The 22,655-nt window shown below is 32.3% G+C and carries 19 protein-coding genes and 1 tRNA gene; 9 read left to right on the forward strand and 11 right to left on the reverse strand.

Going from position 1 to position 22,655, the window contains the following annotated elements; translation table 11 throughout:
• Nucleotides 1-72 precede the first annotated feature (72 nt).
• Complete coding sequence (locus tag AB3211_RS02300) at nt 73-519, forward strand: HD domain-containing protein (protein ID WP_367364548.1); 447 nt, start codon at nt 73-75, stop codon at nt 517-519.
• A gap of 115 nt (nt 520-634) precedes the next feature.
• On the opposite strand, the gene hemJ is transcribed toward AB3211_RS02300, so the two are convergent.
• From hemJ to hemE, 3 genes are all read right to left on the reverse strand, one after another.
• Nucleotides 635-1,072, reverse strand: coding sequence for a protoporphyrinogen oxidase HemJ (gene hemJ, locus AB3211_RS02305; RefSeq protein ID WP_367364549.1), 438 nt, complete (start codon nt 1,070-1,072; stop codon nt 635-637).
• Between the two features lie 201 nt (nt 1,073-1,273).
• On the reverse strand, nt 1,274-2,362 hold the full coding sequence (hemH, locus tag AB3211_RS02310; RefSeq protein ID WP_367364550.1) for a ferrochelatase: 1,089 nt from the start codon (nt 2,360-2,362) through the stop codon (nt 1,274-1,276).
• Nucleotides 2,340-3,359 carry a uroporphyrinogen decarboxylase gene (gene hemE / locus AB3211_RS02315; protein ID WP_367364551.1) on the reverse strand — a complete coding sequence of 340 codons (1,020 nt, stop codon included), beginning with the start codon at nt 3,357-3,359 and terminating at the stop codon, nt 2,340-2,342. The genes hemH and hemE overlap by 23 nt, the downstream gene beginning before the upstream one ends.
• A 394-nt stretch (nt 3,360-3,753) precedes the next feature.
• Here hemE and AB3211_RS02320 point away from each other — a divergent pair, with 394 nt between their 5' ends.
• The 6 genes from AB3211_RS02320 (at nt 3,754) to AB3211_RS02345 (ending at nt 10,836) form a co-directional block, all read left to right on the forward strand.
• On the forward strand, nt 3,754-4,599 hold the full coding sequence (locus AB3211_RS02320) for a pyruvate, water dikinase regulatory protein (protein WP_367364552.1): 846 nt from the start codon (nt 3,754-3,756) through the stop codon (nt 4,597-4,599).
• Between the two features lie 229 nt (nt 4,600-4,828).
• Nucleotides 4,829-5,146 carry a thioredoxin gene (trxA, locus tag AB3211_RS02325; RefSeq protein WP_367364553.1) on the forward strand — a complete coding sequence of 106 codons (318 nt, stop codon included), beginning with the start codon at nt 4,829-4,831 and terminating at the stop codon, nt 5,144-5,146.
• A 74-nt stretch (nt 5,147-5,220) separates the two neighbouring features.
• Complete coding sequence (locus AB3211_RS02330) at nt 5,221-5,958, forward strand: ABC transporter ATP-binding protein (protein WP_367364554.1); 738 nt, start codon at nt 5,221-5,223, stop codon at nt 5,956-5,958.
• Nucleotides 5,958-6,734, forward strand: a complete 777-nt coding sequence (locus AB3211_RS02335; protein WP_367364555.1) for an ABC transporter permease — start codon at nt 5,958-5,960, stop codon at nt 6,732-6,734. The genes AB3211_RS02330 and AB3211_RS02335 overlap by 1 nt, the downstream gene beginning before the upstream one ends.
• A gap of 288 nt (nt 6,735-7,022) precedes the next feature.
• A complete protein-coding gene (locus AB3211_RS02340) occupies nt 7,023-10,322 on the forward strand; it encodes an FAD-dependent oxidoreductase (RefSeq protein ID WP_410521603.1) in 3,300 nt (1,099 codons plus the stop codon).
• Nucleotide 10,323: 1 nt separating this feature from the next.
• The gene (locus tag AB3211_RS02345) at nt 10,324-10,836 is read left to right on the forward strand and encodes a methylated-DNA--[protein]-cysteine S-methyltransferase (protein ID WP_367364556.1); all 513 of its coding nucleotides are present in this window, start codon (nt 10,324-10,326) and stop codon (nt 10,834-10,836) included.
• 169 nt (nt 10,837-11,005) lie between these two features.
• On the opposite strand, the gene AB3211_RS02350 is transcribed toward AB3211_RS02345, so the two are convergent.
• The gene (locus tag AB3211_RS02350) at nt 11,006-11,569 is read right to left on the reverse strand and encodes a NifU family protein (RefSeq protein WP_367364557.1); all 564 of its coding nucleotides are present in this window, start codon (nt 11,567-11,569) and stop codon (nt 11,006-11,008) included.
• Nucleotides 11,570-11,593: 24 nt separating this feature from the next.
• Nucleotides 11,594-11,679, reverse strand: a tRNA-Leu gene (locus AB3211_RS02355).
• A gap of 658 nt (nt 11,680-12,337) precedes the next feature.
• Here AB3211_RS02355 and AB3211_RS02360 point away from each other — a divergent pair.
• A complete protein-coding gene (locus AB3211_RS02360) occupies nt 12,338-13,255 on the forward strand; it encodes a hypothetical protein (protein WP_367364558.1) in 918 nt (305 codons plus the stop codon).
• Between the two features lie 32 nt (nt 13,256-13,287).
• On the opposite strand, the gene AB3211_RS02365 is transcribed toward AB3211_RS02360, so the two are convergent.
• The gene (locus tag AB3211_RS02365) at nt 13,288-14,178 is read right to left on the reverse strand and encodes an IS982 family transposase (protein ID WP_367363772.1); all 891 of its coding nucleotides are present in this window, start codon (nt 14,176-14,178) and stop codon (nt 13,288-13,290) included.
• Nucleotides 14,179-14,230: 52 nt separating this feature from the next.
• On the opposite strand from AB3211_RS02365, the gene AB3211_RS02370 reads away from it, so the two are divergent.
• The gene (locus AB3211_RS02370) at nt 14,231-16,045 is read left to right on the forward strand and encodes a glycosyltransferase family 2 protein (RefSeq protein WP_367364559.1); all 1,815 of its coding nucleotides are present in this window, start codon (nt 14,231-14,233) and stop codon (nt 16,043-16,045) included.
• A gap of 273 nt (nt 16,046-16,318) precedes the next feature.
• Here AB3211_RS02370 and nuoH read toward each other — a convergent pair whose 3' ends face one another.
• The 5 genes from nuoH to AB3211_RS02395 form a co-directional block, all read right to left on the reverse strand.
• Nucleotides 16,319-17,332, reverse strand: a complete 1,014-nt coding sequence (nuoH, locus tag AB3211_RS02375; protein ID WP_367364560.1) for an NADH-quinone oxidoreductase subunit NuoH — start codon at nt 17,330-17,332, stop codon at nt 16,319-16,321.
• The gene (gene nuoG, locus AB3211_RS02380) at nt 17,329-19,389 is read right to left on the reverse strand and encodes an NADH-quinone oxidoreductase subunit NuoG (RefSeq protein ID WP_367364561.1); all 2,061 of its coding nucleotides are present in this window, start codon (nt 19,387-19,389) and stop codon (nt 17,329-17,331) included. Before nuoG ends, nuoH begins: the two co-directional genes overlap by 4 nt.
• Nucleotides 19,390-19,562: 173 nt before the next feature.
• Nucleotides 19,563-19,952: a TrbC/VirB2 family protein gene (locus tag AB3211_RS02385; RefSeq protein ID WP_367364562.1), complete on the reverse strand. Its 390-nt coding sequence runs from the start codon at nt 19,950-19,952 to the stop codon at nt 19,563-19,565.
• Between the two features lie 308 nt (nt 19,953-20,260).
• Nucleotides 20,261-20,626, reverse strand: a complete 366-nt coding sequence (locus AB3211_RS02390; RefSeq protein WP_367364563.1) for a TrbC/VirB2 family protein — start codon at nt 20,624-20,626, stop codon at nt 20,261-20,263.
• Nucleotides 20,627-21,595: 969 nt separating this feature from the next.
• Nucleotides 21,596-22,444: an MFS transporter gene (locus AB3211_RS02395; protein WP_367364564.1), complete on the reverse strand. Its 849-nt coding sequence runs from the start codon at nt 22,442-22,444 to the stop codon at nt 21,596-21,598.
• Between the last annotated feature and the right edge of the window lie 211 nt (nt 22,445-22,655).

The following is a 22,655-nucleotide window of genomic DNA, read 5'->3' on the forward strand; positions in this document are numbered from 1 at the left end:
TATAATAAATTCCTAGTAATATTCTAATTTTTAGTTTAACTTGTATAGCTATTTAAAATATTATGATTTTTTATGGAAGATATTAACTATTGGGACAACTCAAAGTATGAATCTTGTCAATATACTACTAGGTTACTGAACAAACTCTGTAAGATAAATGAGGAAGTAAACCAGCCAATAGATATTGACGAAGTTAAAAAAGCTATTTATTACGCAAAAAAATATCACGGTAGCCAAATGAGGCAGTCAGGCGAACCCTATTACTCGCATCCGATTGAAGTAGCATATATGGTAGCGGAATATGCAGCATCAGAAATTCCAAGATATTTCAGAACTGACATGGTTGTTACCAGTATACTGCATGATACTATCGAAGATACAAAACTTACTGAAAAGATGATTGCTTACATTTTTGGAAGTACAGTGGCTAGTCAAGTGGAAGCTTTAACTAGGGTTAAGCCTCACGGCAAGATTAGCTCCAAAGAGATTTTAAATTTATTATATCAACAAAAAAAATAGCCAAGAAGACTATTAGATATTTTAGACCCCTGCCTACGCAGGGGTGACATCACCCATGTTGTTATATGCATCACGATTAGAAATCAGTAATATAAATAATAAAGCAGAAAATATGTTAATCAAATGGTTTTACAATTACCATAACAACAGCCACTATCATCAACAGTGCTGGTACTTCATTAATGGTACGGTAAAATCTTTCAGAATGATTATTTTTGCCGTCAACAAAATTTTTCCTCCATCTAGCTAATAAACCATGAAGAATAGTGATACCTAGAACTGCTGTCATTTTTACGTAAAACCATGTTCCTAAAGCTACTAATCCGTATATATAACTGTTAATTATACCTAAGGTATAAGTGCTGATCATAGCCGGATTCATAATGATTCTGAGTAACCTGCTTTCCATTAACTGAAACATCTTGTCAGTTTCACTACCTACTACAACTTTAGTGTGGTAGACATATAATCTTGGCAGGTATAGTAAACCTATCATCCAAGAAATTGCTGATACAAGATGGAATGCTTTAAACCATAAATAATAACTAGCCATTAATTTTACCTCCAATGTCTTATGGGAGTGTCAACTTAAGCAGCCTCGATGTCATTCGAGCTGCGGCGGGAATCTAAAAAAATAGTCTAAAGACTATTAGATATTATAGATACCTGCCCACGCAGGGATGACATACTAGTGATCCACGTGGACAATGCCTATGCATAACATCGAGACTACTTAAAGTTGATACTCCATTACTTAGTTTTTTAAATTACAAGGACACATAGTAAAATTATAAGGACATATTCTTTTATTAATTGAACTACATATCAAATCTTTTGTATCGAAACCATAATTAACTAAATTTGATACCATTTTAGTTATGCTATTGATGAACAATTTATTTGTTCCAAGAGCAGGAGTCCTAATATATTCTATTTTGTACTTACCAGCAATCTTTCTATATTCAATGTCCAATTCTACCAGTGTTTCAACATGTTCTGATACAAATGCTATTGGGACTATTATAAGAGATTTATCTTCTTTGCCCGCTATCTCAATTTCATCCTCTGTATTAGGTTTAAGCCATTCCACTGGACCAACACGACTTTGATAAGTTATTTTATAATCTAAATTATCTATACTAAGCTTAGACACCAAATTTTCTACAGTCTTTTCAATCTGCCACTGATATGGATCTCCTGCTTTTATTATTTTTATAGGTAGACCATGAGCTGAAAATAATATACGAAAACTTTTTTTGTTTTTCAATTTTTTTAATGATTGCTTTATTAATGATAAATGAGCTTCAATAAATTCGTCATCGATAGGGTAGCAACAAATAGTTTTAATATGTTGGGAATCCTCACTTTTATTTTTATAAAGAGAAGATATAAAATCTTTAATAGAAGATCCAGTAGTGGTGCTAGAAAAATGTGGGTATAATGGTAACAATATTATTTCTGAAGGGTTATACTCATTTATTTTTCTTACTGCTTCTTCGGAATCAGGATAAGAATAACGCATTGCTATAAAAACCTTAAAATCCTCATTCAGAGTTTGTTTTAACTTCTCTGTAATAGCAGCTTTTTGAGATTCTGTTTCTTGTAAAATAGGCGAATTATTACCTACTAGAGAATATATTTTCTGAGATTTTTTATTTCTAGTAATTGATATTATCTTAGCAAGAATAAACCTTAGGGGATTTGGCAGGTTAATAATTGCTTTATCATAAAATAAGTTAAATAGAAATCGTTTAACTGAGCTTAAGCTATTTGGTCCACCAAGATTAAAAAGTACGATGGCTATTTTTTTTTGAGATATTTTAGTATTTAAATTCTCTAACATAATTAACTAAAAACTCAACATTTTCAACTGGTGTATTTGGTAAAACACCATGTCCTAGATTAAATATAAAATTTCTTTCTTTAAAATTTGCAATTATTTTACTTGCTTTTTTTGCAATAATTTCTTTACTAGTAAGCAATATAAATGGGTCTAAATTACCTTGTACAACAATTTTCTCACTCCATAATTTCATGGCACTAGCTGGTACAAACTGATCTACTCCAATAGCATCCACTCCAGTATTACTAATATATTTTTCATATAAAATTCCAGATCCTTTTGGAAAACCTATAATCGGTAAATATGGAAACTGTTCTTTTAGAGCTACTACTATTTTTTTTGTTGGTTGTACTATAAACTGATCATATTCTGCTTCTTCTAATATCCCTGCCCATGAATCGAATAATTGTACTAAATCTGCCCCAGCTTTTACTTGTTCCTTTAAATGAATAATAGTTTTTTCAGTAATAAAGTCTAGAAGTTCTTGTGCTAAGTTATTATTTTCATAAATAAATTTTTTACTTGTTTCAAAACTTTGTTTGCCTCTTCCTTCAAGCATATAAGTCATTACCGTCCAAGGACTACCAGCAAAACCTATCAACGCAGTATCAACTGGCAAATTTGCTTTAGTTTTATTGATTATTTCATAAATTACATTTAGTTTTCCATTAGAATTTCCTTCAAGATATTTAAAATCTTCTTTTGATTGAAATTTACGTAATATTGGTCCTATATTTTCTTCAAATTTTACATCCCAGCCAAGTGCATCAGGTAAAACCAAAATGTCAGAAAAAATTATAGCAGCATCAAAGCCATACCTTCTTATTGGTTGTAAAGTCACCTCTACAGCCTTATCAACATTATAGCATAGATCTAGGAAACCACTAACAGTTTTTCTTATTTTTTGATATTCAGGTAAATATCTACCAGCTTGACGCATTAACCAAATAGGTACAAGATTATTTTTTTTCTTAAAAGTTTGTAAAAGTTGGTTCATAAAATAATCCATAATAATCTATATATTATATATAATATTTTTTTAGTTGATGTAGACATTGTTAATATGTAGATTAATTATATATACACATAGTTATACACATTTTTTTATTGCTAAATTACTAGTAAGGTTTATTGATTATAATTATTACTCACATTATTCATAGGATTATTTTTTTAGTGGATAATTCATAGTGGTTTATGTGTGTAGAATGAGAAAACGTGAAGGATATTAGATATCTAGCATTTTACACACAAAATTATCCACAAAATTATTCTTTAAATTATAGAGGTTATTAACTTCTATATACGGGATATATATGAGTAGTTATTGATTACTTTTAATATAGAGATTAAAATATGAATAAAAAATTATCCACAAAGACTAATAAACTATGAATAAGCTGATTATTCACTTAGTTTCAGACTCTTCAGTGCAAACAGTTAAACATGCAGCTAATACTGCCTTGTCACAATTTAGCAAAATTGAGTCAAAATTGTATCATTGGCCAATGTTAAGAAATGCAGAATCATTGAATGAGGTTTTGAAAAAGATCAAGATGAAACCAAGCATTGTATTATACACTATTTTAGATCACGAACTAAGAAGAAATTTAACTAAATTTTGTTATGATTTAAAAATTCCTTGTATTTCTGTTGTAGGTAGAATTGTAAAAGAAATTTCAGTTTTTTTAGGTATAGAAACAGAAGAAAGTTTAGTTTATGATTATAAATTTGATGAAGGTTATTTTGATAAGATTCATGCTATTGATTATACTCTTAGACATGATGATGGTCAGATGACTAGTGAATTAGACGAAGCTGATATTATTCTGATTGGTCCTTCTAGGACATCAAAAACTCCAACTTCTGTATATCTAGCATATAATGGATTTAAAACAGCAAATGTGCCTTATATTCATGGTTATCCGTTTTTAGATATTTTAGGCAGTATTACAAAACAGCTTGTAGTTGGTTTGATTATTAACCCAACTCGGCTAATTGAAATAAGAGAAACTAGAATGCATTCGTTACAGATGAGCGATAATACCAATTATACAGATTTTAAAATAGTCCAAGAAGAATGTATGCAAGTAAAACAAATTTGCGAGCAACAAGGGTGGCCAATAATTGATGTTTCAAGAAGATCTGTAGAAGAAACCGCTGCTGTAGCTATGAAACTTTATTATGATCGTAAGAAACATGTTCTTAACAATTTAGATACTAATATTTTTAAGTAAACTTAAAGCAGTCATTTACAATAAGAATTTTACTTAGTATGATTATATAGTTAACCCGAAAAGGTTTTAGCTAAAAGCGATGTCATCCCTGTGCAAGCAGGGATCTAGAGAAATAGACAAAAGAAGGGCTGTAGAACTTTTTTAAGACCCCTGCTTTCGTAGGGGTGACATCAAGCCTGTTACATCGAACTCAGGTTAATTGTTAAAACAATATTAAAAATAAGAGATTATGGCAAGTAATATAACAGATGATTCTTTTAACAAAGAAGTTTTAGAGTCCACTACACCTGTATTAGTTGATTTTTGGGCTGAATGGTGCGGACCGTGTAAAATGTTAACACCTATTATTGAAGAATTAAGTAAGGCATTAGTGGGTAAAGTAAAAATTGTCAAAATGGACATAGATAAAAATCCCAATATACCTTCAAGTTTAGGTATTCGTAGTATACCTACAATGATTTTGTTCAAAGATGGAAAACAACTAGCTACTAAGACTGGAGTATTCCCCAAAAATATTATTGAAGAATGGATTAAAGCGAATTCGTGATAAGAATTAACTAATTCTTATCACGAATTGAGGTGATTAACTCTTCAGTAAAATATAATACATGTTTTTAATATATGACGTCTAAACTAGTATCTATAGAGATATCTGATGGTTGTGTAGAAGGAATCAATAACCAACAAAGAGTAGAAAGTTTAAGACACTTTTTTATTAAAGGAGGTAAACTTTTTCCTTCGTCAATTCCCATCTTAAATAATATAAATCTTTCCTGTCAAAGAGGCGAAAAAATTGCCTTTATTGGTAGCAATGGTTCAGGTAAGAGTTCTTTACTTAAGGTGATTGCTGGAATTTACCCATTAAAGTTTGGAAAAATTAAAGTTCATGGTAACTTTGCTGCCATTATTGAGATGGGAGTAGGTTTTGAATTAGAGCAAACTGGCAGGGAAAATATCAAAATGCTCATGATTTATAATAATATGTTAGGTAAATACAGTAAAGAATTGGAACAAGAAATCATAGATTTTTCTGATCTAGGGAATAAAATAGATTTACCGGTAAAAAATTATAGCTCTGGTATGTTATCAAGATTGGCTTTTTCTGTATCGGCTTTTCAAGATTCAGATATTCTTTTGCTAGATGAAGTTTTTGCTGCTGGTGATAGTCATTTTATTGAGAAGTCGACCAATTTTATGAAAAACAAGTTACAAAATATACCTATTTTAATATTAGTAAGTCATCAAGAAAATATTATTAAGGAGAATTGCAATAGATGTGTGTTATTAAAAGAAGGTAGTATTATCGCAGATGGTAATCCAAATGAAATACTAAAAATTTATAATAGTGGGAATTATTAATGATAAAGTATTTTTTTTCCAAGAAATACTGGTTGTCAGTGGTGTTATTAACCCAAGCTTCTATATCTCGTCAAAATAAAGATTCTTTTTTAGGTTCGTTATGGGGTTTAGTTCAGCCTTTTGTGCATATAATGATCATTTCATATTTCTTTGGATTGGTACTTAAGATACCAAGAGAAGCAATGATTATAAACCTAGTTGGTGGTTTACCGTTATGGACATTTATTGTTAGCAGCTTAAATATATCATCAAATTCATTAATTAATCGTAGTGGTATTATAAAAAAGGTAATAATTTCTAGGACTATCTTTCCTATATCGGATAGTTTAATACAAGTTTATACCCTAATTTATTCGTTTGTAGCTATGTATATAGCTTTTATCATTTTATATCCCGAAAAATTTAGTATATATATACTTTTTGTACCAATTCTTGTGTTACCACTGGTTATTTCTGTGATTAGTAGTTCTATTGCTTTTGCATTTTTAACCCCTTATATACGTGATGTTCCACAGATATTAAATTTGATTTTGAATGTTGCATATTGGACTATACCAATAGTGTACCCATATTCTATGGTACCAGAATCAAAGAAAATATTTTTTGAAATTAACCCCATTTTTCTTGTCATAAGACCAGTTCAATTCTTAGTAATAGAAGGAGTGTTGCCAGATGTATTTATGATTATAAAATCCTTTATTGTAGCCGTTATTGTTTCATTTTTCAGTTATCTTGGCTACAGATTTTTTTCTAAAAATGTCATATATTATATATAGCTAACCCAAAAATATTTGAACCATAGTAATAGAATTGATGTACCCCCTGCTTTCGCAGGGGTTACATCAATAACTGTCGAAAGTTAGTAAATACAGCTTCCCTATACGTCATTGCGAGGAGGATGTAAGGTCGACGAAGCAATCCAATAACATCATTTATCCATAGATTGTTTCCTAGATTGCTTCGCTTACGCTCGCAATGACGCTGTGGTATAGGTGTTTGTAAACTTTCAACAGTTGTGGGGTGACATCGGGGGCTATTAAACTCTTCGCAGAAGAGTATATACTATGGTTCAAACATTTTCGGGTAGCTATATGACACTTGCTTTCGGTTTAGATTTTGTAGATTTAAATAAATTAGAAGGTCTAAAAAAATTAGATGAAATTTTTTTAAATTTTCTGCGTAGCCATAGTTATTCTCTTTATGAAATTATTTTATCATTAAGGGCTAATCCCGATCAAGTTGATCAAAAATATTACTCAGATTTTTTATTAGAAATTTCGCCTGTTTTTGATGATTTTCTAGCTAAGTTATTTGGTATTGAACAAGAAATAGCCAATCTGAGATTTAGTCATAAAGAATTTGATGTAATTTATGAATGTAAGAGAAAGTTCATCCAGCGTATTGCAGTAAAAAAATATCCTCCTGAGAAACTAAAAGAGATTGATTTTGATAGTGTATCAATTTTTCTAGAAAAACTTTTAGGAGGGGAATTTACTCAAGGCAAGTTTGCTCGTCAAGTAATAAAATGGCAATTAGATGATGAAAAATATGCTTTTGAGTTAGATATAGCAGCAAAATATGCTGCCTTCATGGTTTATAATAGACCTCTTGCAGAAGTAGAGTTTCAAAGGAAATCTAATGAATCTGAAAGTATATTATTTTCTCTACCAAATAAAATAGATAAAGATAATTTAATAGATCTTAATAAGGTAGCTAAATATAAAAAACATGTAAGAGTAGGGTTTGATTATTTAAATCCTGCTCATTGTCAATCTCTTCAATGTCATCCTCACGTAGGCAGGGATCTAGATCCCCGCCTACGTGAGGATGACATTGGGATACAAGGAGATGACAGCATTAGTAGGGATGACATTAACCCTAGCCTAGATACAGTCTTAAATGCTACTCACTATTGTATCTACTGTCATAAACAGGGAAAAGACTCGTGTTCTAAAGGGTTATACTCGAATGATTCTGTGAATATACTACCGACTACGCAATCAAAGTCGGGCTGTCCGCTGAAACAGAAAATCTCTGAGATGAATTATGTAAAATCCAAGGGATTCAATTTAGCTGCTCTTGCTATTATTGTCATTGATAATCCAATGGTAGCTGCTACTGGTCATAGGATTTGTAATGATTGTTCCAATGCTTGCATTTATCAAAAGCAAGAACCTGTAGATATTCCTCTTGTTGAATCTAATATTTTGGAAACTACTTTGCTTCTACCTTACGGGGTGGAAATATATTTATTACTTACCAATTGGAATCCACTTAACATTTTTGCTCTGATGCCAAAGCCTCCAACTAATTACAAAGTTTTAGTAGTGGGTCAAGGACCAGCTGGGTTTAGTTTAAGTCATTATTTATTACGAGACGGACATACTGTAGTAGCTATAGATGGCTTAAAAATCACCCCATTACCTTTTGATATTAACAAGCCTATTAAATATTGGTCTGATTATAAAAAAAACTTATCAGAAAAAATACCTGAAGGTTTTGGAGGAGTAGCCGAGTACGGTATTACTGCAAGGTGGGATAAAAATAATTTAACTATATTACGTCTGATATTGGAGAGAAACAGTCATTTTAAGCTTTTTGGTGGTGTAAGTTTAGATAGTAATATAACTATGGAGCAGGTATTTCATTTAGGATTTGACCATGTTGCCTTGTGTGTTGGAGCTGGTAAGCCTAAAATCGCCCAAATGAAAAATTTTCTTGCAAAAGGTGTGAAAACAGCCTCCGACTTTCTAATGACCTTACAATCAGGAGGAGCTTTTTTAGAACAATCTAACACTAATTTGCTTATTAGGATGCCTATTATTATTATTGGTGGGGGACTGACCTCCATTGATGCAGCAACTGAAAGTTTAAATTATTATAAGTTACAAGTAGAAAAATTTCTAAAGAAGTATGAATTGTCAGTTGAGGAGAATGGGAAAAATCATACAGAACAAAATTGGACAGATGAGGACAGATTAATAGCCGAAGAATTTATCTCGCATGCAAAATTATTTAGGCAAGCACAAGATACGGAAGCTGTAAAAAAAATCCTCGATGAACTAGGTGGAGTTACAATTTGTTATAGAGGAAAGTTAAAGGATTCTCCTGCCTACAAGTTAAATCCTGAGGAAGTTATGTATGCTATGGCTGCAGGTGTAAATTTTGCTGAAAATATGATACCTTTAGGCATTGATGTTGATCAGTATGCTTACGCTGAATCAATAGAATTTGATAATTTAGGTATAAGGAAAAAATTTAAGGTAAGGACTGTACTTATGGCAATAGGTACGCATAAAGATAATAGTTATTTGGAAGACATATACTCAAATGATTTGAGTATAACATATTTTGGTGATTGTAATCCTCAATATTCTGGAAGTGTGGTTAAAGCCTTAGCAAGTAGTAAAGAGGGGTACAAGTTTATTGGAAAAAAACTTATCAAAAATAAACCAAGTTTTTTTGGTAATAATCTAGATTTTTTCGCTAAACTAGATTATTTACTAACTAGCCGTATCGAACGGATTAATATACTATCTTATAAGATAGTAGAGCTGATAATACATTCTCCTCTCGCTGCTCAAAATTTTCAACCGGGGCAATTTTTCCGTTTACAAAATTATTCTAGTGATATTTCAAAAATTATTGAACCATTGGCTGTCACTGGAGCTTATGTTGATGCAGAAAAAGGGTTAATTCATTTGATAGTTTGGCAAAATGGTAAATCAAGTAAATTATGTAGATATTTATCGCAAAATGAACTAGTAGTACTAATGGGGCCTAGTGGTAAGCCAACTGAGATATTAAAGGATAGCAATGTAGTGCTTGTTGGTGGAGGAGTTGGAAATGCAGTTTTATGCTCAATAGCTAAGGCTCTTAAAAATAATAATTGTAAAATTATATATTTTGCTGGTTATAAAAATTTACAAGATAGGTTCTATCAAGAGAGAATAGAAGAAGCAGCCGATATAGTAGTTTGGTGTTGTGAAGAAGGTATTTTATCAAAAAATAGGGCGGAAGATATTAGTGTTAAGGGCAATTTGGTGTATGCTATAATGGGGCATTGTTACCTTTGGAAAAATTTGAGCATAGATAGGATAATAGCTGCGGGTAGTACAGAAATGATGGAAGCTATAAGAGATATAAAAGATGATTTTTTTGGTAACAAAACTCAACTAATAGTAAGTCTTAATTCTCCTATGCAGTGTATGATGAAAGGTATTTGTGGACAATGCATTCAGAAAGTTACAGATGAAAGGAAATATATTTTTACTTGTGCCTGCCAAGATCAAGATGCAAAAATAGTTGACTTCACAGGGTTTAAAAGTCGTTTAGAACAAAACTCTCTCCAAGAAAAAAATTAAAATGACAAAAATATATAGATATATAGACTTACCAATTGCTCTAATATACTCAAATGATTTGAATATATTATTGGTATCAGATGGGAACTTCTTAACAGGTTTGTATTTTGTAGGGCAAAAACATATGCCAATTTTAGATAGTAGCTATCATGAGCAGCAGAATTCCAGTATATTCGATCAAACTTACCAAGAGCTAACAGAATACATAAATGGTACTAGAAAAGAATTTACCGTACCTTACCGTTTCACGGGGACTAATTTTCAGGAGAAAGTATGGTCCACCATCTCTGCCATCCCATATGCTAGAGTGACGAGTTACAAGGATATTGCAAATTTAATATTTGCTCCTAAAGCTGTACGTGTAGTAGCAAACACTGTGGCACGCAACACTTTGTCAATTATAGTGCCATGTCATAGGGTTATAGGTACTGATGGTAGACTAACTGGTTACGCTGGAGGACTTGAACTCAAGAAAAAACTTTTAGAATTAGAAGAAGGCTGTTTAAGGATATGATTGCATCGAGAATGTACTATACTTGATAAAAATCAAGAATTGCGTTGTCGTCTTCAGGGATCGTAGGTAGCCACGTACTAAATGTACGCTCCGCTCCTCGACCCTTTGACTCCTAGCACTTCATAATTTTGATCTTCGTCTATCAACTCTTCATTTACGAGTAGTATATCTATAACTCATCTACAGCTTCAACAGATTCTACCTCGGGTATAAAATGTTTAAGCATTGATTCAATACCATTCTTTAAAGTAATAGCTGAACTAGGACATCCCCTGCAGGCTCCATGAAGCTCTAATTTTACCACTCCATTTTCAAATCCTCGATATATTATATCACCTCCATCCATGGCAACCGAAGGACGTACACGTGTTTCAATAATTTCTACAATCTGTTGTTCAATTTCAGACATCTCGTCAGAATTATTTATGGCAGATTGAGCATTTTCCTCATCAAAAACAGTAAAACCAGCAGTAAAATGATCCATAATAACCATCAAAATTTCAGGTTTTAACACTAGCCAATCACTTTCTTCTTCTTTAGTAATAGTAATAAAATCACTACCAAAAAATACAGATTTTACGTTATTTATACTAAATAATTGAACTACTAGCCTGCTTTTACCTTTTGCCTCATCAAGATTACTAAAATGAACCGGCTCGTTAGGGCTAACAGGTATGTTAGGGAAAAATTTTATCGCATTAGGATTAGGAGTAATTTCAGTTTGAATAAACATATACTTTTTCCTCGATAAAATGAATGGTACCCGCGGCCAGACTTGAACTGGCAAGGGTTTGCACCCCACGGATTTTAAGTCCGTTATGTCTACCATTCCATCACGCGGGCAAGGTCAGGTTATTTTAGACTCTATGAAGATTGCACAGACTAATAAAAAAAACGCTAAAAAGCAAGTATTTTTACTATAAAAACCTCACTTTGTAAGAATAAATATTCTTATACCGAACTTAATACTACATTTGTAGTATTAAGCTTATTATAACCTCAAGTATTGATGTAATAAATTAATATACTCGATGAAAATCAAGAATTGCGTTGTCGTCTTCAGGGATCGTAGGTAGCCACGTACTAAATGTACGCCTAGCACCTCGATCCTTCGACTCCTGCTACTATCATAATTTTGATTCTATCGTCTATCAACTCTTCATTTATGAGTAGTATAAGTAGGCTCAAGTAATCATTGCCATTAGGGCTGATGTCACCCCTGCCGCCATTATATGTCATCCCAGCGAAAGCTGGGATCTAACACTATATAACATACCTTCTATGCTATTTCTTTAGACCCCTGCCTACGTAGGGGTGACATCCGAAAGAGCAGGGATTGACACTCTAGGCTATTAAACCAATGTCTTACATCAATACTTGAGGTTATTATAGCATATATTTTTTAGGTACTAATAGACTTTTGAAAATTTATTAAAATATCCATTTATTAAATTTATAATAGTTGTATTTTAGTAAATTTAAACCATTAATTGTTATTTGAGTGAAAACAACAACTATATTTATACTTCTGTTTATAATTTCCGTAACAAATAAGATTTATGCATCAGCTTGGTTAATTGACTCAGGCAAGTACAAATATACGGTTACTGCTAGCAATATTGATAAAAATTCTAAAAATATTAAACAAGTAAGAGCCAATCTTTTTCTACAAATTCAGTGTAAATTGGCATATTTAAAAGATCGTATTAAGTTGGTTAATAATTCATCGGCTCTTTATAATAAGTTATTTAGGCAAATTCAATTTTTAGAGCGTAGATCTAGAGAAATATCCTCATACCAAGACGAATTAATGCGAATTTTTGCTATCGAATATGGAATTAATAAAAACCAAAATTTAGGAATTCAATTACTTTATAAAGAAAATAAATTCCAGGGAAGTAATGACATGAACTACCTGTCTAATAATAAAGAAATTGGTATATTTTATAAAATTAAGCTCTTTCAGAACACTAATAGGATAGTCTCAGTTCAGCCAAGAATATACATGACCAAAGATGGTTGCCAGCAACAATTTTCTTATGAATTATTATTGCTATCAGCATTTTCCAAAAAAATTCGTACAATTTCAGTATTTGCTGAAAGTGTTTTTAGTTTTGGGCAAGCCCTAAATAACCCATATACAAGAAGAAGTCATTATAGTTTTTCAATATCTGAAGGCATTGAATTTCAAAATGGCATTATGTTAGTAGACTTTACCAAATATTATACTAGGAGAAATTACGGTAATATTTATAATAGAACTTTATATAAGCAACTTTCAATTGCAAAAAAGATTAAATTTGGTAATCTAGAGAAGAATAGCCTGACAACACAAATAGGGTATTTTTGTGATAAAAGCCTAATTAATAAACATTATAAAATATCAGGAGTAATATTTTCCATATGGATGGATGTATAAAAAATATTAATAGAGAATTTTTAGATATTACGTCAATTCGGGATAAGGATATTGAGAACATGTAGATTAAAATCAAATTTTGTTGAAGGTTTATTTTTCTTTAATGAATAAGCAACAAGAGTAGATAATATATGGACAAAGGCATTTATTGGTGATCTATGTCTAGTATGTTCAAGGTTCATTTTATTTTTTAGATAATCAAAAACTGTTTCAATTAAGTTACGCTTTCGAAGTAAGATTTTTTCTTTCAAATCCATTAATTTATTTTCCATATTCTTCTTAATTCCATGAATCATTTTTAAGCCTCTTTCATATAAATTTAAGAACAAATTTTGCTTAATATAACCTTTATCAGCTGCTATAATTCCAGTTAATCTTTTTGTTAACTCCGGTACTGGAACCCTATCATCTACATTGCCTTTGGTCACTTTTAATGCCATAAACTCCCCTTTATTATTGATTATTACATGTAATTTAAAACCATAAAAATACCCCATAGAGGATTTACTATGTTTGGCTAATCCTTTAAAAACTTTATTGCTATAACGCCTTTTATTGTGACAAGCTTTAATCGTTGTAGAGTCAATAAAATAAATACCTGTTTCCTCACCAAACAACAAATGAATCAACATATTTAGCGGTATGAATAATCGTGCCATTAATTCAACAAATCTATTATAACTCAAGGCTTTAGGGAAATCATCCTTATGCATGCACTCTATATAACTTTTATAGAAAAATTTAAAATTCTTAGCATAGGATGTATGAAACATAATTATTATTGTTAACATTTCACTTAAACTCATGCTACAACAGCGATTTCTCTGCTTATTTGATGGTAATAACTTTCTCTGTTCATACTCCAAATAAATTTTACAAAAATCATCTATAAAACTATATAATTCTGTGATATCTTTTTTCATGCCTGTAGTTTGTTTTTTTGTTTAAAAATATAAATACTGCAGGCACTCCTTTTTGACAATCCTTTTATCTATTACTATTTCATCTATATCTTATCCCGAACTGACGTATATTCTACTAAAAGAACAACTACTTACGGATTTACAAATATCTCACGTTAAGTTCAAATTAATTGAGAGTACTGGTGAGAATGATTTTTTTAACGTGATAATTGCAGAAGGAATTATTAATAATGAGATGGTTATAGATATTTTGTATAAAAATAAATTATTGCCTCTATTGAATGTGCAAGAAACACAGGTTAAGATTTGCGATTATGCAAAAATTGATCAATATGTAGAAAATGGTTATTTCATTTATGAAAATGATAAAAGCAATAAAGTGCTTGCTATAAATGACCTAGCTTATTTAAGGAAGTTATCAACAATATATTATAATGTACAGATTAATTTGGTCAGAAAGAATGACTTCTATCAGCTACTTGAACAAAATTTTAGCCATTTGAATATAATCAAATCCAAATATTTTCTTGAATTTATCTCAGTATACATGGTAGCAAAAAATATCAATTACACTAAGTCAATCATCATATTTTTTGTGATATATTTTGGAATATTGTTTAATTTTAAACCTCTTTTTCATGTGATTAACATTACTTGCTATTTTGCACAAAATATTTTAAAAATTATGCTATTTAACCAAGCTGTCATTGTACAAAATACAGCGTTTAACAGTAGTGATATCTCCATTTTAAAAAATGATTCTCTACCTATTTACACTATTTTACTTCCATTATATAAAGAATCAAGCAAACTAAAGTCAATTATTAATTATGTCTCTAATATTAATTATCCTAAACATAAATTAGATGTCAAAATCATTATTGAAGCAGATGATTATTTGATGATCAAGGAAAGTATCCTATATGAATTACCTTCTTATATACATTTGCTTAAAGTACCTTTTAGTTTACCTAGGACTAAACCTAAAGCCCTTAATTATGCCATGCAATATTGCAGAGGAAAATATGTAGTAATATATGATGCAGAAGATAGACCTGATGCTGATCAACTCCTTAAAGCAGTAATAGCCTTTGATGAATTACCGAAAGAATATGTTTGTTTGCAGGCTAAACTTAACTTCTATAATGAGAATGAAAATTTACTCACTAAACTTTTTAGCATAGAATATTGTTTATGGTTTAAATATCTTCTGAAGGGTTTAAGCTTGATGGACTTACCAGTAACTCTTGGAGGAACTAGCAATCATTTTAAGGTTGACGCCTTACAAAAAATAGGTTTTTGGGACGCTTATAATGTTACTGAGGATGCTGATTTAGGAATTAGATTATATTCTTTTGGTTATAAAGTTCATATGATAGATTCTTATACTTTAGAGGAATCGCCTATAGATCTTATAAGTTGGATAAAGCAAAGATCTCGTTGGATAAAAGGATTTATCCAAACATTTTTGGTATTTCTTGCCCAAAAAGACAAATATAAAAGGTTTAAATTTTATCAAATAACTACTATTTTCATTTTTATTGGTTTTTCTTCTTATGGTTTTTGTTGTTTACCATTTCTAATGCTAACTATTAAAATTAATACATTCGCCATAATTAATTATTTATGGATAATTAACAGTTTTTTTGCTTTTTCATACCTTTACGGAAGTGCTTTTTTTATTTTACTGACTAAAAAAGGTAAAATAACTAATTTTCGAGCATTAGATATTGCTGCCTTGTTTGTGTGGCCTCTGTATTTTCTACTACATACGATAGCAAGTTATAAGGCGATTTGGGAGATTATTTTCATGCCTTTCAAATGGGATAAAACTCAGCATGGGGTTAGTACTCTAGACCTTGAATAACTTAACCTGAATTCGATGTAACTTGTTACATCGAATTCAGGTTAAGTTCAGGTTAAGTTATTTTAGACCCCTGCCTACGCAGGGGTGACATCGTAGTGTTTATGTTCTCCTTGCGTAGGGTTTATGTCATTCCTGCTTCGGTACGGAATCTAGAAAAATGACCAAGATAGGTTGTTAAGTTATTTTAGACCGCTACCTTCGCAGGGGTAACATCCGAAGGTGTAGGGAAGATATCGGGATTAAACCGATGTTTTATATCGAACTCAGGTTAAATTAGGGTAAATTACCGGTGAACATCAGAACGCTTGATACTAACACCACCCAAAACAAAGTAAAAGGTAAAAATACTTTCCAACCTAAACGCATTAATTGATCGTAACGATATCTAGGTAATGTTGCTCTTATCCATAAAAAACAAAATAATAAAAACCCGGTTTTTAGTATAAACCACATAAAACCTGGCACAAAATTTAAGACTTTAATGCCAAAAGGTGGCAAATAGCCACCTAAGAAAAATGTGGAGGTCATACCGCTAGCTAAAATCATATTAGCATACTCACCAAGAAAAAATAATGCAAATCCCATAGAAGAATATTCAACATTATAACCAGCAACTAGCTCAGACTCAGCTTCTGATAAATCAAAAGGCAATCTGTTCGTTTCTACAAGTACTGATATGAAGAATATTACAGCCATAGGTAACAACATCAAATCAACCCACCAAGGAAATAATCTTTGTTTTTCTATGATTTCTGAAAGATTAAGAGTACCCGTTGTTAAAAGTACAGTAACAATCACCAACCCTATAGATACTTCGTATGAAATCATCTGAGCTGACGAGCGAACAGCCCCAAGGAAAGCATATTTCGAATTACTTGCCCAGCCCGCTATGATTATACCATAAACAGCTAACGATGAGATTGCCATAATATACAAAACACCAACATTTATGTCGGCTAGTACAAGTTTCTTATCAAAAGGTATTACCGCCCAACCAATTAAACTAAGTATAAGGGTAATCATAGGTGCTAGGGTGAATAATATTTTATCAGCTTGGTTTGGTATAATTGTTTCTTTAAATAATAATTTTATTGCATCGGCAATTGGTTGCAATAACCCAAAAGGTCCTACTACATTTGGACCTTTTCGGAGTTGCATTAGCCCTATTACTCTTCGCTCAGCATAGGTAAGGTAAGCTACGCACAGCAAAAGAGGAATAGTGATAGATAAAGTTTTCAAAGCCACAATAATTAATGGCAATAGATATTGTTGAAAGAACGATATCATGCAACTTTGTCCCTTTCTTGCTTTGACTCCACACATTTTGCCATAGTAACAGATGCTCTACTAATCGAGTCTGTCATATAGTAATTTATAGGTTTAGTCACTATATCAGATTTAAGTAAATTATCGAGGGAGGTAAATTTTATAAAATCACAGCTCATTATCTCAGAAATATTGGCAAATACTGGGAATTCTGCAGCCAACCTATTTCTTATTTCATCTAAATTATTCATGCCAAGATTTAGCCCTAAACTATTAGCTAGATTCTTTATAATAACCCAATCTTCTTTTGCTTGTCCTACTGGATGAGTTGCGGCTTTACCATATTGAGGCCTTCCTTCAAAATTTACGTAAGTGGCATCTTTTTCTGTATAGCTACTAGCAGGAAAGATTACATCTGCTACATTTGCTCCATTATCACCGTGATGTCCTTGATATACTACAAAAGATGATTTTATTTTGTTCATATCAATTTCATCACTGCCTAGTAAATATACAAACTTAATCTCACCTCTTTCTGCCTTTTGTAAAATTTCAGAAACTCCATTACCGCCGTTTTTAGGACTAAAGCCTATGTCTAAACTACCGACCATTGATGCATGATTATGCAGTATGTTAAAACCATTCCAATCATCTCTAACTATCTTATATTTATCAACCATTTGGTGAATGAGTGTCAAAATAGCATAACCATCATCCCGAGAATATACACCATCACCAATAATTATAACTGGATTTTTTGCATGTTCTAATTCCTTAGCAAACTGATGTTCCTCTGATATTATTGCCTTAATTATGTCAGGGCTAGCCCCTAATTCATTTATATAATAAGTTTGGTTAGTAATATTGCCAATTCGAGCTACTTTTAGCTTTCCCTCTCTTTGCAATATGCCAATACGAGCATTCAGGACAGGAGCTACTTGTCTGATATTTGTACCAATTAACAAAGCTAGATCAGCTTCTTTAAGTCTAGAAATTGTTGTGTTAAATAGATAGTTCCCCCTACTAGATTGATCTATTTTATAATTAAACTGGTTGCTGTCAAAATTGTTACACCCAAGCTTCTGTAATAATGTTTTCAATAAAAACATTGATTCGGTGCATGCTAGCGTTCCAGCTATTGCTGCAATTTGGTCACCGGCTTGATCGCCAGCAAGAGACTCTAATTTTTGTGCTACTAATTCAATAGCATCATTCCAAGAGGCTTCGACTAATTTACCGTTTTTCCTGATATATGGAGAATCTAACCTTTGATATTTCAAACCATCATAAGCAAATCTTGCTTTATCTGATATCCATTCTTCGTTGATATCGTCATTAACCCTTGGTAATATCCTCATTACTTCAGATCCCCTACTATCAACCCTTATATTACAACCTTGTGCATCCAATACATCTATTGACTCAGTCTTTGTTAGTTCCCAACTACGAGCTTTAAAAGAATAAGGCTTGGAATTTAATGCCCCGACTGGGCAAATATCTATAATATTGCCTGATAACTCCGATTCAAGACTACGCTCAAGATACGAGGTTACCTCCATATGCTCTCCCCTGTAAAGAGTTCCTATTTCCTCAACTCCAGCAATATCAGTGGCAAACCTTATACATCTAGTACATTGTATGCATCTAGTCATATGGGTCTTGATCAAAGGTCCCATATATTTATCTTTGACTGTTCTTTTATTCTCTGAAAATCTAGAACTTGCTTTACCATATTTAAAGGCTTGATCCTGTAAATCACACTCACCTCCTTGATCACAAATAGGACAATCTAGGGGGTGATTAATCAATAGAAATTCCATCACTCCTTCACGAGCCTTTTTAACAGCTATGGTATTAGTGTGGATAACCATACCTGAGGAGACAGGCATAGCACAAGAAGCAATGGGTTTGGGAGATTTTTCCATTTCCACCAAGCACATACGGCAGTTACCGGCAATCTTCAAACGTTCATGAAAACAAAAATGTGGGATTTCTATACCAAGCTTGCTGCAGGCACGAAATACGGTCGTGCCTTCCTCTACTTCGACTTCAGTACCATCTATAGTAAGTTTTATCATTATATATTGTAGTTTTATATTACGTCGAAATTATACCACATTATATATTACTCACTAATCTAAATTTTCCAATTTTGCAAAATTAACTAACAAAAAGAAAGCAGAGATCTGTATATCATAACTTTTTAGGCTATTTTTTAGATCTCCGCACTAAGATGAAACTAAGAGACGACTTAAGTTCCTTTACATGCTTCAGTATCAGCAGCAGCAGCACCAGCTACCATGTTTATAATTTCGGGAGCCTTAAACAATATTATAACACCAGTCACAATAACCAATGCAACTTCCCATTTTAATTGACCTCTAAGAGTTTGAATCCCTAGAACAACTATACCAATAATGGCTATACCACGAGCTGTATTACCACGAAATGTTTTGATCATATTGCACAACACATCACCTACTGGATCAGCAGTACTAGGAGTAGCAGTAGCAACTTTTTTAGCCCCAGCAGCAAAAGCATCCGGTGCTGCAATAATTAGAGCAATGCTACAAAGGATAAACAGCAAACGCCACACAAAATCATTATCAAACTGTTCAGAATAGGACCTACAAATATTCATATTTTACCTCGTTAACGAATTGTTTTAGATATGTGGATGATTCTATACTGTACATTTTTACAGTTCAAGGATTAATATAGGGTGATCGTAATCTAATTAGATAATTGCTGGAAAAGAAAGGTTTCCGTGGTGTTTTAGTCACAATTTTTGCAAGTCTAGTTAATAGTCCCAATGCCATCCTTGCTTCCTTTTATGTTCCTGCACTTTCGATGTCATAACCCCTGGGAAAGTAGAGGGGTCTAAAAATGTTTTAATAAGCTTTTGGCTATTTTTTAGATTTCCGCACTAAGATGAAATTAAGAGACGACTTAAGTTCCTTTACATTCTGCACCAGCAGTAGCATTACCAGCTACCATGTTTATAATTTCGGGAGCCTTAAACAATATTATAACACCAGTCACAATAACCAATGCAACTTCCCATTTTAATTGACCTCTAAGAGTTTGAATCCCTAGAACAACTATACCAATAATGGCTATACCACGAGCTGTATTACCACGAAATGTTTTGATCATATTGCACAACACATCACCTACTGGATCAGCAGTACTAGCAGCATCATCAGCAAAAGCATCCGATGCTGCAATAATTAGAGCAATGCTACAAAGGATAAACAGCAAACGCCACACAAAACCATTATCAAACTGTTCAGAATAGGACCTACAAATATTCATATTTTACCTCGTTAACGAATTGTTTTAGACATGTGGATGATTCTATACTGTACATTTTTACAGTTCAAGGATTAATATAGGGTGATCGTAATCTAATTAGATAATTGCTGGAAAAGAAAGGTTTCCGTGGTGTTTTAGTTACAATTTTTGCAAGTCTAGTTAATAGTCCCGATGCCATCCCTGCACCTTCGGATGTCACCTCTGCGAAGGTAGCGGGGTCTAAAAAAGTCTAACAAACCCTCTAGGTCTATTTTTTTAGATTCCGCTACCTGTGCAGGAATGACATAAACCCTCTACGATGTCACCCCTGCGAAGGCAGATATCTAGATTCCCGCCTTCGCGGGAATGACATGTAAGACATTGGTTTAACAACCCCGATGTCACCCCTGCGTAGGCAGGGGTCTAAAATATCTAATAGTCTTCTTGGCTATTTTTTTAGATCCCTGCCTACGCAGGGATGACATCACCCCTAATGGCGGACTGAGCTTACACTATGTAGTTCTCTTTTGTGGGTAACTTCCAGAGTCTTTTGCTAACTTCTCAAAATGCAATAACCCGTAGGTAAAAGCTATAATTGTAGGAATCATAATAATCAATATCCCCCAATTGCCAAAATAGTCAAGAATATAAACGAAACCAAAAGAACTAATAACGTACATCAAAGCACGAGATACAGAACATATCATGCTAACATAGGTAAAACGTTTAAATACAGGAAATCTTTTATAAAAAATGGGACCAGCAGAGACAAGACAGTACTTAAATAAAATAATGACTGTCTGAATGAGAAATAACTCAAACGGAAAATGAAGATTGTCCAGCCAATATGGACAAAATAAAATAAAAATAGAATATATAATAAGTATAATTTTCGCGGTTAATAATGGATATACTCTGTAATTTACATAAGATAATATTAATATAATTAAGAATTTTAATATACAGACAATAAAATTATGATGAATAACCTCAGCTGATGTGTAACCAAAATCGGTCTTGAGAATAGCACCACAATGCATAAAGAGAAAATAAAAACATACTGGTGTAGAACACTCTAATAAAAGAAAAGCTATTACTGTTTTTTTTATTAATTTTTTCATTAACGACTGGATCATTATGCAATGCTTTTATATCAATATTAGCTTTCTCATATTTCTTTTTTAGTATAAGTTTTGCATTAGCAAATTCAGGTGTTTCCCGCAATGTTGTTCTAGCAGCAGAACCAATCAATGCCACTACTGCACCTATCCAAAATGCTAGACGCCAGTTAAAACCATAGGAAGTAACAAGTGAGGCAATTCCTAAAGCACCTATACTTCCTAAGGAAGCAAACAGCGTTATCAATGTCACACTTACATATTGGATTGGTGGGTTAATCGTTTCGGTTAAATAAAGTTCTGCCCCTACTGACTCCCCCATAGAAGTTATGCCTTGAACAACGCGGCAAATTGTTATTATCCAAGTAGCAGCTATCCCTATTTGGGCATAGGTAGGGAGATTAGCCATGACAAAACATGATGCAGCCATCATAAAAGTTGTAATTATAACAGTAGATTTACGTCCTATATTATCGCCCAACCAACCAAATATTAAGGCACCAACAGGCCGAAAAACAAAGGTAGTACAGAAGGCAAAAGACATCATTAAAGAGGTGGAGAGAGAATCAGTAGGTTCAAAAAACAACTCATTAAGAAACACCGCCATATGAATATATAACATCAAGTCAAAATATTCTAAAAATGTACCAATTGAAAGCAATCCAACTGCTTCTTTCTGTTCTCTAGTTAGGCTTCTTTGTTCCTGCGGATACTTTATCATTTTTTCCTCCACTTAATATTAAAATGAGCTTGTATATTCTGCTACTTTTAAAGAATTGGAGTCTACTTAACCTCAGTTTGATGTAATAAATTAATAGTAGGCTCAAGTAATCATCACCATTAGGGGTGATATCACCGCCATTATGTCATCCCAGCGAAAGCTGGGATATAAAACTATATAACATACCTATCTATGCTATTTTTTAGACCCC

Origin of the sequence: Candidatus Tisiphia endosymbiont of Nedyus quadrimaculatus (genome assembly GCF_964059235.1) — a bacterium.
GTDB lineage: Bacteria > Pseudomonadota > Alphaproteobacteria > Rickettsiales > Rickettsiaceae > Tisiphia.

Coding starts and splice junctions, on each gene's coding strand:
- AB3211_RS02300 (WP_367364548.1), top strand. CDS start 73: ATGGAAGATATTAACTATTGGGACAACTCAAAGTATGAATCTTGTCAA.
- hemJ (WP_367364549.1), bottom strand. CDS start 1,072: ATGGCTAGTTATTATTTATGGTTTAAAGCATTCCATCTTGTATCAGCA.
- hemH (WP_367364550.1), bottom strand. CDS start 2,362: ATGTTAGAGAATTTAAATACTAAAATATCTCAAAAAAAAATAGCCATC.
- hemE (WP_367364551.1), bottom strand. CDS start 3,359: ATGAACCAACTTTTACAAACTTTTAAGAAAAAAAATAATCTTGTACCT.
- AB3211_RS02320 (WP_367364552.1), top strand. CDS start 3,754: ATGAATAAGCTGATTATTCACTTAGTTTCAGACTCTTCAGTGCAAACA.
- trxA (WP_367364553.1), top strand. CDS start 4,829: ATGGCAAGTAATATAACAGATGATTCTTTTAACAAAGAAGTTTTAGAG.
- AB3211_RS02330 (WP_367364554.1), top strand. CDS start 5,221: ATGACGTCTAAACTAGTATCTATAGAGATATCTGATGGTTGTGTAGAA.
- AB3211_RS02335 (WP_367364555.1), top strand. CDS start 5,958: ATGATAAAGTATTTTTTTTCCAAGAAATACTGGTTGTCAGTGGTGTTA.
- AB3211_RS02340 (WP_410521603.1), top strand. CDS start 7,023: ATGGTTCAAACATTTTCGGGTAGCTATATGACACTTGCTTTCGGTTTA.
- AB3211_RS02345 (WP_367364556.1), top strand. CDS start 10,324: ATGACAAAAATATATAGATATATAGACTTACCAATTGCTCTAATATAC.
- AB3211_RS02350 (WP_367364557.1), bottom strand. CDS start 11,569: ATGTTTATTCAAACTGAAATTACTCCTAATCCTAATGCGATAAAATTT.
- AB3211_RS02365 (WP_367363772.1), bottom strand. CDS start 14,178: ATGAAAAAAGATATCACAGAATTATATAGTTTTATAGATGATTTTTGT.
- nuoH (WP_367364560.1), bottom strand. CDS start 17,332: ATGATATCGTTCTTTCAACAATATCTATTGCCATTAATTATTGTGGCT.
- nuoG (WP_367364561.1), bottom strand. CDS start 19,389: ATGATAAAACTTACTATAGATGGTACTGAAGTCGAAGTAGAGGAAGGC.
- AB3211_RS02385 (WP_367364562.1), bottom strand. CDS start 19,952: ATGAATATTTGTAGGTCCTATTCTGAACAGTTTGATAATGATTTTGTG.
- AB3211_RS02390 (WP_367364563.1), bottom strand. CDS start 20,626: ATGAATATTTGTAGGTCCTATTCTGAACAGTTTGATAATGGTTTTGTG.
- AB3211_RS02395 (WP_367364564.1), bottom strand. CDS start 22,444: ATGATAAAGTATCCGCAGGAACAAAGAAGCCTAACTAGAGAACAGAAA.